Origin of the sequence: Sphingomonas sp. ID0503 (assembly GCF_048565625.1) — a bacterium.
In the GTDB taxonomy this organism is placed as follows: domain Bacteria; phylum Pseudomonadota; class Alphaproteobacteria; order Sphingomonadales; family Sphingomonadaceae; genus JBLZUR01.
Genome location: NZ_JBLZUR010000002.1, coordinates 2,793,824 through 2,806,528 on the forward strand (window position 1 = coordinate 2,793,824; position 12,705 = coordinate 2,806,528).

A 12,705-nucleotide genomic window follows, 5' to 3' on the forward strand; every position below is an offset into this window, starting at 1 on the left:
ATCTCTGACATGTTTAGACATAGGAGCGATTCGAGCATGTTTTCCCCTCACCACCATCACCATCATCGAGGTCACGGCCGTCATGGCCATGGCGAGCGCGGCCAGCATTTCGGTCCACGCGACTTCGGCGGCGGCTTTGGCCGGCGTTTCGGCGGCGACGAGGAGCGCGGCGGGCGCCGCCGGCGTGTCTTCGACGGCGGCCAGCTGAAGCTGGTCGTACTCAAGCTGATCGGCGACACGCCGCGCCACGGCTATGACGTGATCCGCGCCATCGAGGAACTGAGCGGCGGCGCCTATGCCCCCAGCCCCGGCGTCATCTACCCGACGCTCACCCTTTTGGAGGACATGGGCCATATCGCCGAGACCGAGGCCGAAGGATCGCGCCGCGCCTTCGCGATCACGCCGGAGGGCACCGCGCATCTCGACGAGCGCCGGGCCGAAGTCGACGCCCTGATCGCGCGGCTGGGCGAGATCGCAGCGGTGCGGGAGCGGACCGACGGCGCGGTGATCCGCCGCGCCATGGGCAATCTCAAGTCAGTGCTGATGCACCGCCTGAACGCCGGCGATGTCACAAAGGACACGCTGCACGACGTCGCCGCGATCATCGACGATGCGGCGCAGCGCATCGAGCGGCTGTGAGCGGGTTCACCACCACGGTCGCCGTGCCGACCGCCAATGCCAGCCGCCATCTCCAGCAGCTCTGCAAGCACTGGAGCCATAATCTGGAGGTGAGTTTCACACCCGAGACCGGCACCGTCCGCTTCCCCAAGGACGCGCGCGGGGCCGAGTGGCCGGGCGATGCGGTGGCGACCTTCGCCGCGCATGCCGACCATCTCGATATCCTCGTTGAAGCGAGTGCCGGGGGGCAGCGGGAGGCACTGAAGGGAGCCATCGCCAGCCATCTCGACCGCTTCGCCTTTCGCGAGGCGCCGCTCGCCTTCGATTGGCGCGACGGCTGACCAACGGGACGAGCGGTTGGCGGCGCGGGGCAGGCGGCCCTGTTACGGGGCGATAATCCCGAACCGGCAAGTTATCGTTCCGCGATGGACAGCAGCTCACCCCTGCGCGCCCGTATTGGGTGCATCACCCTTGTGCTGATCGTGCTGATCGCCGCCGTCGGCGCGGGCTATGCGCCGGGCTGACCGGGCTTGTTACGCCGATCTGTCACACGGAGTTCACGGTCCGGCAAGCATTCCGTGACATCACTGACGCCAGGACAAGGGGGCACCATGTCGCGTAATCCGTTCTTCGCCATTCTGGGCGCGATCTTCACCATCTGCGCGCGGGTTTGATCCCACGAATACATTCACGTCATGCCAGCGAAGGCTGGCATCGCGTTGAACGAAGCGCCTCCCGTCTCGGCGATCTCAGCCTTCGCTGGGATGACGACAAAAGATGGGCTGGGATGACCAGACAAAAGAGGTTTACGCCCCCTCCTCTACCAGAGCCTTGGCTTCCGCGCCGGCCCAGTCGAACTTGCCAACCACGCGCCAGATCTCCTTGCCCTTGGCGTCGTACATGATCGTCACCGGCAGGGTCTCCGCCTTCAGCGCCTCCATCAGCACGTTCTGCTTGTCGAGATAGGGCCTGAGCGCCTTGAACTTGTGTTCGGCGAAGAACGGATCGACCTCCTTCTTGCCGGCCATGTCCTGGCTGACGGCGATCAGCTCGAACCGCCCGCCGGCGCCCGCCGCGATGGCGTCGAGCTGCGGCATCTCCACCACGCAGGGTGCGCACCAGGTAGCCCAGAGGTTCACGATCAGCGGCTTGCCGCGAAAGCTGGCGAGGGTCGCGGGACCGCCGTCCGGGCCGGTGAAGGGGACGGCAGGTGCCTCCTCGCCCTTGTGGGTGCGATCGACCTTGGCGGCGGGGCCGGCGGAGGCCTCGGCTTTGGGTTGCGGCTGGGGCGCGTTGTTCCTATCGCAGCCGGCGATACCGAAGGCGAGCGCGAGAGCGAAGACGGGGGCGATGGCGGAAGCGAATACAGGCCGCAAGACAGGCTCCAATTCGATGTGGGGCGGGCGCTTCGCCGAAGGGCCGGCCGCGATCATGCGCGAGATAAACGCCTCGCTGCCGTTCGACAAACGGCTTTGGCGGCAGGACATCGCCGGATCGAAGGCGCATGTCGCGATGCTGGCCAAGCAGGGCATCGTTACCCAGGCGGATGCGGGCGCGATCACGGGCGGGCTCGATGCGATCGCGGCGGAATATGAGGGGGGCGACCTGCCGGGCGACCTCGCGCTCGAAGACATCCACATGGCGACCGAGAGCCGGCTGGCCGAGCGGATCGGCACGGCGGCGGGGCGGCTGCACACCGCGCGCTCGCGCAACGATCAGGTCGCGACCGACTTCCGCCTGTGGGTGCGCGATGCGATCGACGCGGTGGATGCCGGGCTGCTTGCGTTCCAGCGCGCGCTGGTGGCGCGGGCGGAGGAGCATGTCGCCTCCGTCATGCCCGGCTTCACACATCTGCAGGTGGCGCAGCCGGTGACCCTCGGCCACCATCTGATGGCGTATTACGAAATGATCCGGCGCGACCGCAGCCGCTTCGCCGATGCGCGGGCGCGGCTGAACGAGTGCCCCTTGGGCGCGGCGGCTCTGGCGGGCACGGGGTTCCCGATCGACCGGCAGGCGACGGCGGAGGCGCTCGGCTTCGCCAAGCCCACCGACAATTCGCTGGATAGCGTCAGTGACCGGGATTTCGCGCTCGATTACCTGATGGCCGCCACGCAATGCGCGATCCACCTGTCGCGGCTGGCCGAAGAGTTCGTGATCTGGGCGAGCCAGCCTTACGGCTTCGTCAAGCTGCCCGACGCCTATTCGACCGGCAGCTCGATCATGCCGCAGAAGCGCAACCCCGACGCGGCGGAGCTGGTGCGCGGCCATGCCGGGCGGATTGCCGGGTGCATGACGGCGCTGACCATCACCATGAAGGGCCTGCCGCTCGCCTATTCAAAGGACATGCAGGACGACAAGCCGCCGGTATTCGAGGCGCACGACCTGCTGGCCCTTTCGATCGCGGCGATGACGGGGATGGTGGAGACGACCGCGTTCCAGCCGGAGCGGATGCGCCGCGCGGCGGAGGCGGGCTATTCGACCGCGACCGACCTTGCCGACTGGCTGGTGCGGGTGGCCGACATCCCGTTCCGCGAGGCGCATCACATCACCGGTGCGGCGGTGAAGCGGGCGGAGAGCGACGGCGTCGCGCTCGACCAGCTGCCGATCGCGGTGCTGAAGGCGATCGACGCGCGGATCGATGATCGGGTCTATGCGCCCCTGTCGGTCGACGCCTCTGTCGCGGCGCGCAAGAGCCATGGCGGGACCGCCCCGTCGGAGGTGGCGAAGCGCATTGCCGAAGCCAAGGAGTCGCTGGCATGAAGCGTGTGTCGATCATCCTGTTCGCCGCACTGGCGCTCGCCGCCTGCGGCAAGCGGCAGGGGCTGGAGCCGGCAGCGGGCAAGACCCTGCCCGTCGCGGCGCGGGGCCTTTCCCAGCCGGCCCAGCCCGATCAGCTGATGCGCTTCAACAGCCAGGCGCGCCCGAACCGCATCGACGACCCCAACACCAATAGCGAACGCCGCGACGATCCCTTCGACCTGCCCCCGCCGGGGTGAGTTAGCAGTTCATCCTCCCCCGGAGGGGGAGGGGGACCGCCGCAGGCGGTGGAGGGGTAGGTGCCGCAGTAACAGGCCGTGGTATTCGCGGCACCTACCCCTCCACCAGCTTCGCTGGTCCCCCTCCCCTTCCAGGGGAGGATCTTTCCTAAGCACCTTCCCAGACGAGACCCGATGGACCATTTCACCCTCAAGGACGGCGTGACCCATGCCGAGGACGTGCCGCTGACGCTGATCGCCGAGGCGGTGGGCACCCCCGCTTATGTCTATTCGACCGCGACCATCGAGCGGCATGTGCGCGTGTTCCGGGAGGCGCTGGACAAGGTCGAGTCCGCCGGGCAGCCGACGCTCGTCGCCTTCGCGGTCAAGGCCAATCCCAATGCCGCCGTCCTCGCCACCCTTGCCCAGCTCGGCCTCGGCGCGGATGTCGTGTCCGAAGGCGAGTTGCTCCGCGCGCTCCACGCCGGCGTGCCCGCCGACCGCATCGTCTTCTCCGGCGTCGGCAAGACCGCCGACGAGATGGCGCGCGCGCTCAAGGCCGGCATCCTCCAGTTCAACGTCGAGTCCGAGCCGGAGGTCGAGACCCTCTCCGCCGTGGCGCAGAGCCTGGGGGTAACCGCTCGCATCGCGTTCCGCGTGAACCCGGACGTGGACGCGATGACCCACGCCAAGATCTCCACCGGCAAGGCGGAGAACAAGTTCGGCATCCCGATCGACCGCGCGCGGGCGAGCTATTTCACCGCATCGCGCCTGCCGGGGATCGAGCCGGTCGGCGTGGCTGTGCATATCGGCAGCCAGCTGACCGACCTTGGCCCGCTGGCCGACGCCTTCGCCAAGGTGGGGCAGCTGATCGTGCAGCTACGCACCGACGGCCACGTCATCCGCACCGCCGATCTCGGCGGCGGCCTGGGCGTGCCGTACGACCCCACCGTCCCGCATCCGCCCACCCCCGCCGAATACGGCGCTATGGTGGCCGAGGCGACCGCCGGCTGGAACGTGCGGCTGATCTTCGAGCCCGGGCGGCTGATTGTCGCCAATGCCGGCATCCTCCTCACCCGCGTGGTGCGGGTGAAGACGGGCGCGGCGGAGCGGTTCGTGATCGTGGACGCGGCGATGAACGACCTGTTGCGCCCCAGCCTCTACGACGCTTGGCACGACATCCGCGCGGTTGTCCCACGCGGGTCAAAAATGACCGCCAATGTCGTGGGGCCGGTCTGCGAATTGGGGGACACCTTCGCCACGCAGCGGGAGCTTGATGTGCTGGAGGAAGGCGATCTCGCGATGTTCATGACCGCCGGTGCCTATGGCGCGACGATGGCGAGCACGTACAACTCGCGCGCGTTGACTGCTGAAGTGCTGGTTAACGGTGCGGATTATGCGGTTGTTCGCCAAAGGCAACCAATCGAGGCCTTGATCGCGCTCGATAGCGTGCCAGACTGGCTTCGCCTTTGATCCGCTCACGCGGATACGGCACCGGCCCGCTCCCCCACCCGGCCTCCCAACCAGCTTATGCTACGGGAGGCCGGGTGGGGGAGCGGGCCGGTGCCGCCTCGGACCAGCGTCGCTGGACTGACAATGAAATGGGGGATTCATGAAGAAGCTTCGCAAGGCCGTCTTTCCGGTCGCCGGTTTCGGCACCCGCTTCCTGCCCGCCACCAAGGCGGTGCCGAAGGAGTTGCTGCCCGTCGTCGATCAGCCGCTGATCCAGTACGCCATCGACGAGGCACGCGCGGCGGGGATTGAGGAGTTCATCTTCGTCACCGGGCGCGGCAAGGGCGCGATCGAGGACTATCTCGACAAGGCGTTCGAGATCGAGGCTGACCTTGCGGAAAAGTCCAAGACCGCGCTGCTCGACGCGGTGAAGGCGACCAAGCTGCCCGCCGGCGCCGCCGCCTTCGTTCGCCAGCAGGAGATGGCGGGCCTAGGCCACGCCGTCTGGGTCGCACGCCACCTGGTCGGCGACGAGCCGTTTGCGGTGCTGCTGCCCGACGAGTTGCTCTGGAATCCCGCCAATCCCTGCCTGAAGCAGATGGCCGAGACCTATGAGGCGAAGGGCGGCAACGTCATCTCCGTGCTGGAGGTGCCGGAGGAGCATTGCCATCGCTACGGCATCGTCGCGCCCGGCGCGGCCGAGGGCTTCGTCACCGAGGTGAAGGGCTTCGTGGAAAAGCCGAAGGCTGGCACCGCGCCGTCGCGGTTGGCGGCGGTCGGCCGCTACATCATCCAACCCGAGGTCTTCGCGATCCTGGACGCGGGCAAGACAGGCGCGGGTGGCGAGATCCAGCTGACCGACGCGCTGGCCGAGCTGATCGACAAGCAGCCCTTCCACGCCCAGACCTTCGATGGCGTGCGTCACGATTGCGGCGACAAGGCCGGCTTCATCCAGGCGAACATCGCGCTGGCTCTGGAACGGGCGGATATCGCGGACGAGATCCGGGCGTTTATCCGGGGGCTGTGAGCGACGCTATCCTCCCCCGCCAGGGGGAGGTGGCAGGCGCAGCCTGACGGAGGGGGAGGTCAAGGAGCCCTCTCGATTGGATCGACGCCGTCCTCCCCCTCCGACGCCTTCGGCGCCACCTCCCCCTGGCGGGGGAGGATGCCAGGATACTGGCGGCAAAACTCCCCCACCCCGTTCGCCCTGAGCCTGTCGAAGGGCCAGCGCACCCGTCTCGCTGGGGCTTCGACAGGCTCAGCCCGAGCGGCCGTGGAGCTGTTCCGGACGCGAGGGCAACGCTTGCCGCCTCCCCCTCCCCGGTGCCAGCCTGCCGCAGGGGAACACCATGCAGCTATCGAGACGACAGGCGCTTGCCGGCCTGCTGACGGCACTACCCGCCACCTCCGCGATCGCGCGCGCACCGGACTGGACACCGCCCGCGCCCGATCAGGAACTCCGCGTGCCGGTGCGCGGCGGTCGGATCTACGTCCGGGTGAACGGCGATCTCACGGCGCCCCGCGCGCCGGTCGTCCTGATCCACGGCGGGCCGGGGTCGAACCACGGCTACCTCACCGCCTGCCTGCCGCTGGCCGACGAACGTGCCGTCATCGTCTACGATCAGCTTGATTGCGGGCGGTCCGACCACCCCAGCGATCCGGCCGACTGGACGGCCAAGCGCTTCGTGTCGGAGGTGGACGCGATCCGCGCCGCGCTCGATCTTCGCCGCCTGCATATCGTTGGCAATTCATGGGGCGGGACGATCGCGCTCGAATACGCCACGCCGCCCAGGCGGGCTGAAGAGCCTGACGCTCAGCCGGCGAAGCGGGAGGAATACCTGTCCCGCAACGTCACCTTGGCGGGGATGGCACGCGCCACCGCTGGCTACGTGTCGGGCGCCGGCTTGCCGGCGACGTGTACGACGTGGGAACCGTTGCCGGCGGCTGGATCGGCCTGACATCGGCGAGAGCTATGGCGTGCGCGGCCAAGGCGGTGGCAGCGTCACCGGGCTAGTCCCCGCGCTGGGCGCGGTGGACGACGCCTACAAGGCTGCGAACGGCAACCCGCACAAGCTTAAGTCCCTCATGCCGTTCGGCAACCTGCCCTACGTGCAACCGCTCCTCGCCGGCATCGGCAAGTAGCACCTACCGGAGACGCCCTCATGGAACGCGATCTACCTCCCCCGGCCTACACCGTCTCCAGCTTGGCGGAGCGGTGGGGCGTAAGCGACACGTTCGTCTACGAGGAGATCGAAGGGGGGCGTCTCCGGTATTTCAATCTCGGCAACAAGCTCATCCGTATTCGGCCGGAATGGGTGGACGAGTATGAGGTTGTAGCCGCAAGCTGAACGGTCAAGATGTGGCACGTTAGAGCGGTTTTCGGACGACCTGAATCGCTGAGGATTCACACCGAGCGGGTTTTCTGATTCAGCCTTCCTGCTGGCGAAGGAGGCCGGCGGGGATGGGTCGAGCCCTGTCACGTGATCTGCGGGAGCGTGTGGTTGCCGCTGTTGAGGGTGGACTGTCGTGCCGAGCTGCGGCCGAGCCGTTCGGTGTGAGCGCTGCGAGCGCGATCCGCTGGCGACAGCTCTCGCTTCAGCACGGCACGCCGGCCGCCAAGCCGCAGGGCGGCGATCGTCGCTCGGCCAAGATTGAGGACCATGCGGGGCTCATCCACGCCGCCATCGAGAAGCAGCCCGACATCACGCTGGACGAGTTGCGCACGATGCTGGCCGGGCACGGGGTGAGCACCAGCGTCGCGACGCTGTGGCGGTTCTTCGCCCGCCACCGGATCACGCGCAAAAAAAGACGGCCCATGCGAGCGAGCAGGACCGGGCCGACATTGTAGAGCGGCGCCGGGCCTGGTTCGAGGGTCAGCTCGATCTCGATCCCGAGCGGCTGGTGTTCATCGATGAGACTTGGGCGTCAACCAACATGGCGCGTCGCCATGGTCGATGCAGACGCGGCGAGCGGCTCCGCGCTGGCGTGCCGCACGGCCATTGGAAGACCACCACCTTTGTCGCGGGGCTCCGCCGCACCGGCATGGTGGCGCCGATGGTGCTCGACGGGCCGATCAACCGTGACGCATTCCACGCCTATGTCGAGCAGGTGCTCGTCCCCGAACTCAACCCCGGCGACGTCGTGGTCATGGACAACCTGTCGAGCCACAAGGCGCCGGCCGTGCGCGAGATGATCGAGGCCGCCGGTGCCAGCCTCCTCTATCTCCCGCCCTACAGCCCTGACTTCAACCCGATCGAGCAGGCTTTCTCCAAGCTCAAGGCTCACCTCCGCAAAGCCGCCGAGCGCACCGTCCATGGCCTCTGGAACGCCATCGGTCGCATCCTCGACCTCTACTCGCCTGCCGAGTGCGCCAACTTCTTCGCCAACTGCGGATACGATGCAGACTGATCGAAAACCGCTCTAGTCACACCGCAGCAATTATGGGCACCCTTCGACGTTTTGCCTTGGCGGGACGGTTCTGATGCTACATCTTGCTGTCAAGCGGTGCCGTACACACTACAGCTAGTGGTCCGCTTGAAAGGAGGTGATTGTATGAGCAAGCCATTCAAGCCCGGTCAGTCTGCTCCCCGTTCGGGACAGTACGAGATCGTCGGTCCTCGCGGGGGACGCACGGGCGAGGAGCGCACCGTCACGCGGGGCGAGCCTCTGCCCCCTACGCCGAAGCCCGGCATGGGATACGAGTTGGTCGATCCGACCAAACACTAACTATCTGCAAGCTGCCGGATGAGACACACCGCCAACTGAGTTCTTAACAAGGACGGCAATCGGAAAACAGATACACCGCTCGCCGAGACCGGTTCACAGCCAGAGGCGCTTAAGATCGAACCCGAGCCGAATGCAGAAACGCTGGGCGGTCTCTAACAGAGGCCGCCCAGTCATGCCGCTGGTTCTGGAAGGGTCAGTCCCGGCACTTTGAACAGCCGCATTCCCTCAACGAGTTGGTGAAGGCTGTAGCCACTGCCATAGCTGTCGGCCACGTCCTCGCCGCTGCGCCCCATGATTGCCGCTGCACGCCCTCCACAATGCCGGCATGGGGGGCGTAGTCCTTGAACGTGTGGCGGAAGGAGTGGAACACCAAGAGCCTGTCCGTGACGCCGCAAACGTCGCGGCGATACTTACTGAACCACTCGCCTTACTTCGCGGTTAGCTTTTCATAGGCGCCAGGCCGCAGGGCAGGGAAGATGCGCCCCTTTCCCGCCCCTCCAGCATCGCCTCGAACTCAGCCCGCTCCGCAGCTGCCCGCACGGGGTCAACACGCTGAGCGGCCCTCTCTGGCGCTGCATGAGCCAGTCTCGCGCGGGCATCGCGGAGGAGCTGATTTGTTTCAATGGTGTGTCCCGGCAGCAGCGCCTTGGCGGTCTCCCGGTCCTTCGTCTTGAGCGACCGCATGAACTCCGCAGCGCCGTTGAAGGCAGGCCGCAACTCAGCCGAGATCGCACGCCGGAAGTAGTAGGTTGCGCCGCGCTTTGCGAGGTAGGTACACATGGCTTTCGCTCCTGCTACAGATGTAACAGCTGCTCGTAAAAAGCCTTGGTTTTTCAGTATCTTCTAAGCCGATCAACGACTTAAAACGGCTGGTGGAGCCGAGGGGGATCGAACCCCTGACCTTCGCAATGCCATTGCGACGCTCTCCCAGCTGAGCTACGGCCCCACGCCTTTTCGGGCCGCCCTGGGTGGCGGCACCGTCTGTGGACGCGCCCTTTAGGTCAGGGCGCGTCGCGGCGCAAGCGGGCTTCCGCCCGATTGCGCTATTCCGAAATCAGTGTTCGTCCTCGTCGTCGCCCGTAACGACGCCCAAGTCGTCATCGCCGCCGAGATCGACCTCGTCGTCCGGGCTCTCCTCGGCGTCCTCGTCGACGTCGAGATCCTCGGCCAGGTCGCTATCGTCGTCCTTCTCCTTCTCGGCCTTCTTCGGCGCATCGAAGGGAAGCGGCTGCTTCGACTTCAGGATGGGATCCGGCTCCCAGATCGAACCGCATTCGATGCAGGTGACCGGGTCCTCCTTGCCCAGATCGTAGAAACGCTCGCCGCATTTCGGGCAGGTGCGCTTGGTGCCCCATTCAGGCTTCACCATGAGGGAAATCGCCTCCGAAAGAATCGCTTAGATGCAGGACGCGGGCAAACCGGAACCGGCTCCCCGCGGATCGGCGCGCGCCTTGCCATAGCGGCACCCCGCTGTCAAAAGCCCGCGCATCCCGCCGCTCTGAAGGACCCGCCGATGCACGCCGCCGTGCCCGCCCCGATGCGCTTCCGCAGCGCCGGCCCGCTTCGCGGTACGGTCACCGTGCCCGGCGACAAGTCGATCTCTCACCGGTCGCTGATGCTCTCGGCATTGGCGGTCGGCACCAGTCGGATCGAGGGATTGCTGGAGGGCGAGGACGTCCTCGCCACCGCCGCCGCTATGCGCGCGATGGGGGCCATGATCGAGCGGAGCGCGGACGGCATCTGGACGGTGGATGGCGTCGGTGTCGGCGGTCTGCTCCAGCCCGCGACCGCGCTCGACATGGGCAATTCCGGCACCTCCACCCGCCTGCTGATGGGGCTGATCGCCAGCCATCCGATCACCGCCACCTTCATCGGCGACGCCTCCCTTTCCAAGCGCCCAATGGGTCGGGTGACGGAGCCGCTCTCGCTGATGGGCGCGGAGATCACCGCCAGTCCCGGCGGACGCCTGCCGCTGATGCTGCGCGGGATCTGCCCGGCGGTGCCGATCGAATACCGCCTGCCCGTCGCCTCGGCGCAGGTGAAGTCGGCGGTGCTGCTCGCCGCCCTCAACACGCCGGGCATCACTCGCGTGATCGAGCCGGTGCGCACGCGCGACCATTCCGAGCGGATGCTCGCCGGCTTCGGCGCGGCCCTGACCGTCGAGGAGATAGCCGACGGCGCGCGCTTGATCTCGCTGCACGGCGAGGCGGAGTTGAAGCCGCAGCAGATCGTCGTGCCGGGCGACCCCTCCTCCGCCGCCTTCATCGTCGTCGCCGCCCTCCTCGTCCCCGGCTCCGACGTAACGGTCGCCAATGTTGGCCTGAACCCGACCCGCGCCGCGCTCTTCGACGTGCTGCGCCTGATGGGCGGCGACATCGCGTATGAGAACGCGCGCGAGGTGGGTGGCGAGCCGGTCGCCGACCTCCGCGTCCGCCATTCCGCGCTGGCCAACATCGCGGTGCCGCCGGATCTCGCGCCCAGCATGATCGACGAGTTTCCGATCCTCTTCGTCGCCCAGGCGCTCGCATCCGGCACCGGCACGACCACTGGCCTCGAAGAACTGCGCGTCAAGGAAAGCGATCGGCTGGCGACAATGGCCGAGGGCCTGCGCGCCATCGGCGTTTCGGTGGAGGAGCGCGAGGACGGGCTGGTCGTCACCGGCACCGGCGGCGATCCTCTCCCGGGCGGAACGACGATCGCGGCGAAGCTCGACCACCGCATCGCGATGAGCTTCGCGGTGGCGGGCTTGGTTTCGCGCGGGGCTGTAGTGATCGACGACATGGCCCCGGTCGCGACCAGCTTTCCGGTGTTTACGGATTTGATGACTGGGCTTGGAGCAGAGGCGATCGCAGGATGATATCCGCCGTCCCCAACGCCGTTCGCGCTGAGCCTGTCGAAGCGCCTGCACAACGGCCTTCCCCAGCCCTTCGACAGGCTCAGGGCGAACGGCCGGGGAGTTCACGCCGCGCCTTTCTCGGCGGCGCGGCAGCGGCTACCCTCCTGCCCTTCCCCCACAGGGTTGCGGCGGAGGCCGGCTTGGACCTGACACCCGACCGCGAGGAGATGGTCCCCGTCCCCGGCAGCCGTGCCTATGTCCGCATCAACGGGGACCTCGCCGGCCCCCGCCCCCCCATCGTCTTCATCCACGGCGGCCCGGGCAGCGCCCACTGGTACTTCCTGAACGCGCTGCCCCTCGCCTCCGAACGCGCCGTCATCCTCTACGATCAGCTCGACAGCGGCCGCTCTGACACGCCGAACGACCCCGCCAACTGGCACGTCAGCCGCTTCGTTGACGAGCTGGAGGCGATCCGCGCCCATCTCGGCGTCACCCGCTGGCACGTGCTGGGTGCCAGTTGGGGCGGCACGGTCGCGCTCGAATACGGCGCCCGGCGCCCGCCGCAGCTCGCCAGCCTGATCCTGCAATCGCCGCTGATCTCCACGGACCTCTGGCTGAAGGACGCCAGTATCCTGAAGGAGCGGATGCCGCCGGAGACCCGTGCGATGCTCGACCGCTGCGACGGTCCGAACCCCCCTCCCGCCGCCGGTTGCGAGGCGGCGACCGACGCCTTCTACGCGCGCCATGTTCGGATGCGCCCGCCCTCGCCTGCGATCGAGGCCTATCGCGCGGCCTTGCCCCGCAGCTTTTCTCCGGCGATCTACAACGCCATGTGGGGACGCGCCGAATTCACCGCGACCGGATCGCTGAAGGACTATGACGGACGGCCGCTGCTCGCCCGGCTCGACGGTCGCCGCACCCTGTTCGTCGCGGGCGAACATGACGAGGCGCGGCCGGAGACCGTCGCGGATTTCGCAAGAGAGGTGCCGCATGCGTCGTTCGCGATGATCCCGGACGCCGCGCACAGCATCATGAACGACAACGGGCCCGCCTTTGTAGCCCGCCTGCGCCGCTGGTTTGCCGAGGTCGAGGCGTGAG

At 67.4% G+C, this 12,705-nt stretch carries 16 protein-coding genes and 1 tRNA gene; 13 read left to right on the forward strand and 4 right to left on the reverse strand.

What is annotated here, in order from left to right:
• Positions 1-36 precede the first annotated feature (36 nt).
• Together ACM608_RS14645 and ACM608_RS14650 are read left to right on the forward strand one after the other, a co-directional pair.
• Positions 37-639 (forward strand): PadR family transcriptional regulator, encoded by a 603-nt coding sequence (locus ACM608_RS14645; protein WP_419684148.1) that lies wholly within the window; start codon positions 37-39, stop codon positions 637-639.
• Positions 636-959 (forward strand): DUF2218 domain-containing protein, encoded by a 324-nt coding sequence (locus ACM608_RS14650; protein WP_419684150.1) that lies wholly within the window; start codon positions 636-638, stop codon positions 957-959. Before ACM608_RS14645 ends, ACM608_RS14650 begins: the two co-directional genes overlap by 4 nt.
• A 465-nt stretch (positions 960-1,424) precedes the next feature.
• Here ACM608_RS14650 and ACM608_RS14655 read toward each other — a convergent pair whose 3' ends face one another.
• Positions 1,425-1,994 carry a TlpA family protein disulfide reductase gene (locus ACM608_RS14655; protein ID WP_419684152.1) on the reverse strand — a complete coding sequence of 190 codons (570 nt, stop codon included), beginning with the start codon at positions 1,992-1,994 and terminating at the stop codon, positions 1,425-1,427.
• Between the two features lie 16 nt (positions 1,995-2,010).
• On the opposite strand from ACM608_RS14655, the gene argH reads away from it, so the two are divergent.
• The 9 genes from argH to ACM608_RS14700 all read left to right on the forward strand — a co-directional run bounded on the left by argH (position 2,011) and on the right by ACM608_RS14700 (position 8,771).
• Positions 2,011-3,378 (forward strand): argininosuccinate lyase, encoded by a 1,368-nt coding sequence (argH, locus tag ACM608_RS14660; protein WP_419685227.1) that lies wholly within the window; start codon positions 2,011-2,013, stop codon positions 3,376-3,378.
• A complete protein-coding gene (locus tag ACM608_RS14665; RefSeq protein ID WP_419684154.1) occupies positions 3,375-3,614 on the forward strand; it encodes a hypothetical protein in 240 nt (79 codons plus the stop codon). The genes argH and ACM608_RS14665 overlap by 4 nt, the downstream gene beginning before the upstream one ends.
• 174 nt (positions 3,615-3,788) lie before the next feature.
• Positions 3,789-5,066 (forward strand): diaminopimelate decarboxylase, encoded by a 1,278-nt coding sequence (gene lysA, locus ACM608_RS14670; RefSeq protein WP_419684156.1) that lies wholly within the window; start codon positions 3,789-3,791, stop codon positions 5,064-5,066.
• A gap of 139 nt (positions 5,067-5,205) precedes the next feature.
• Positions 5,206-6,072 carry a UTP--glucose-1-phosphate uridylyltransferase GalU gene (gene galU / locus ACM608_RS14675; RefSeq protein WP_419684158.1) on the forward strand — a complete coding sequence of 289 codons (867 nt, stop codon included), beginning with the start codon at positions 5,206-5,208 and terminating at the stop codon, positions 6,070-6,072.
• Between the two features lie 322 nt (positions 6,073-6,394).
• A complete protein-coding gene (locus ACM608_RS14680) occupies positions 6,395-7,003 on the forward strand; it encodes an alpha/beta fold hydrolase (RefSeq protein WP_419684160.1) in 609 nt (202 codons plus the stop codon).
• 19 nt (positions 7,004-7,022) lie between these two features.
• The gene (locus ACM608_RS14685) at positions 7,023-7,187 is read left to right on the forward strand and encodes a hypothetical protein (protein ID WP_419684161.1); all 165 of its coding nucleotides are present in this window, start codon (positions 7,023-7,025) and stop codon (positions 7,185-7,187) included.
• Positions 7,188-7,207: 20 nt separating this feature from the next.
• Positions 7,208-7,393, forward strand: coding sequence for an excisionase family DNA-binding protein (locus ACM608_RS14690; protein ID WP_419684162.1), 186 nt, complete (start codon positions 7,208-7,210; stop codon positions 7,391-7,393).
• Positions 7,394-7,506: 113 nt separating this feature from the next.
• Positions 7,507-8,453, forward strand: a protein-coding gene (locus tag ACM608_RS14695; RefSeq protein WP_419684163.1) for an IS630 family transposase whose coding sequence is annotated in 2 segments (ribosomal slippage) — positions 7,507-7,843 and positions 7,843-8,453 — 948 coding nt in all. Because the reading frame shifts where the segments join, the coding sequence is not laid out codon by codon here.
• A gap of 144 nt (positions 8,454-8,597) precedes the next feature.
• Positions 8,598-8,771, forward strand: coding sequence for a YjzC family protein (locus ACM608_RS14700; RefSeq protein ID WP_419684165.1), 174 nt, complete (start codon positions 8,598-8,600; stop codon positions 8,769-8,771).
• Positions 8,772-9,209: 438 nt separating this feature from the next.
• On the opposite strand, the gene ACM608_RS14705 is transcribed toward ACM608_RS14700, so the two are convergent.
• The 3 genes from ACM608_RS14705 to ACM608_RS14715 form a co-directional block, all read right to left on the reverse strand.
• Complete coding sequence (locus ACM608_RS14705; protein ID WP_419684166.1) at positions 9,210-9,551, reverse strand: DUF6538 domain-containing protein; 342 nt, start codon at positions 9,549-9,551, stop codon at positions 9,210-9,212.
• 90 nt (positions 9,552-9,641) lie between these two features.
• Positions 9,642-9,717, reverse strand: a tRNA-Ala gene (locus ACM608_RS14710).
• A gap of 108 nt (positions 9,718-9,825) precedes the next feature.
• Entirely contained in the window at positions 9,826-10,140 is a 315-nt protein-coding gene (locus tag ACM608_RS14715) for a TIGR02300 family protein (protein WP_419684168.1), read from the reverse strand.
• Positions 10,141-10,284: 144 nt separating this feature from the next.
• Between ACM608_RS14715 and aroA the strand changes: the two genes are divergently transcribed.
• Both aroA and ACM608_RS14725 read left to right on the forward strand, forming a co-directional pair.
• Positions 10,285-11,628: a 3-phosphoshikimate 1-carboxyvinyltransferase gene (gene aroA, locus ACM608_RS14720; RefSeq protein WP_419684169.1), complete on the forward strand. Its 1,344-nt coding sequence runs from the start codon at positions 10,285-10,287 to the stop codon at positions 11,626-11,628.
• Between the two features lie 179 nt (positions 11,629-11,807).
• Positions 11,808-12,704: a proline iminopeptidase-family hydrolase gene (locus ACM608_RS14725; RefSeq protein WP_419684172.1), complete on the forward strand. Its 897-nt coding sequence runs from the start codon at positions 11,808-11,810 to the stop codon at positions 12,702-12,704.
• Position 12,705 lies beyond the last annotated feature (1 nt).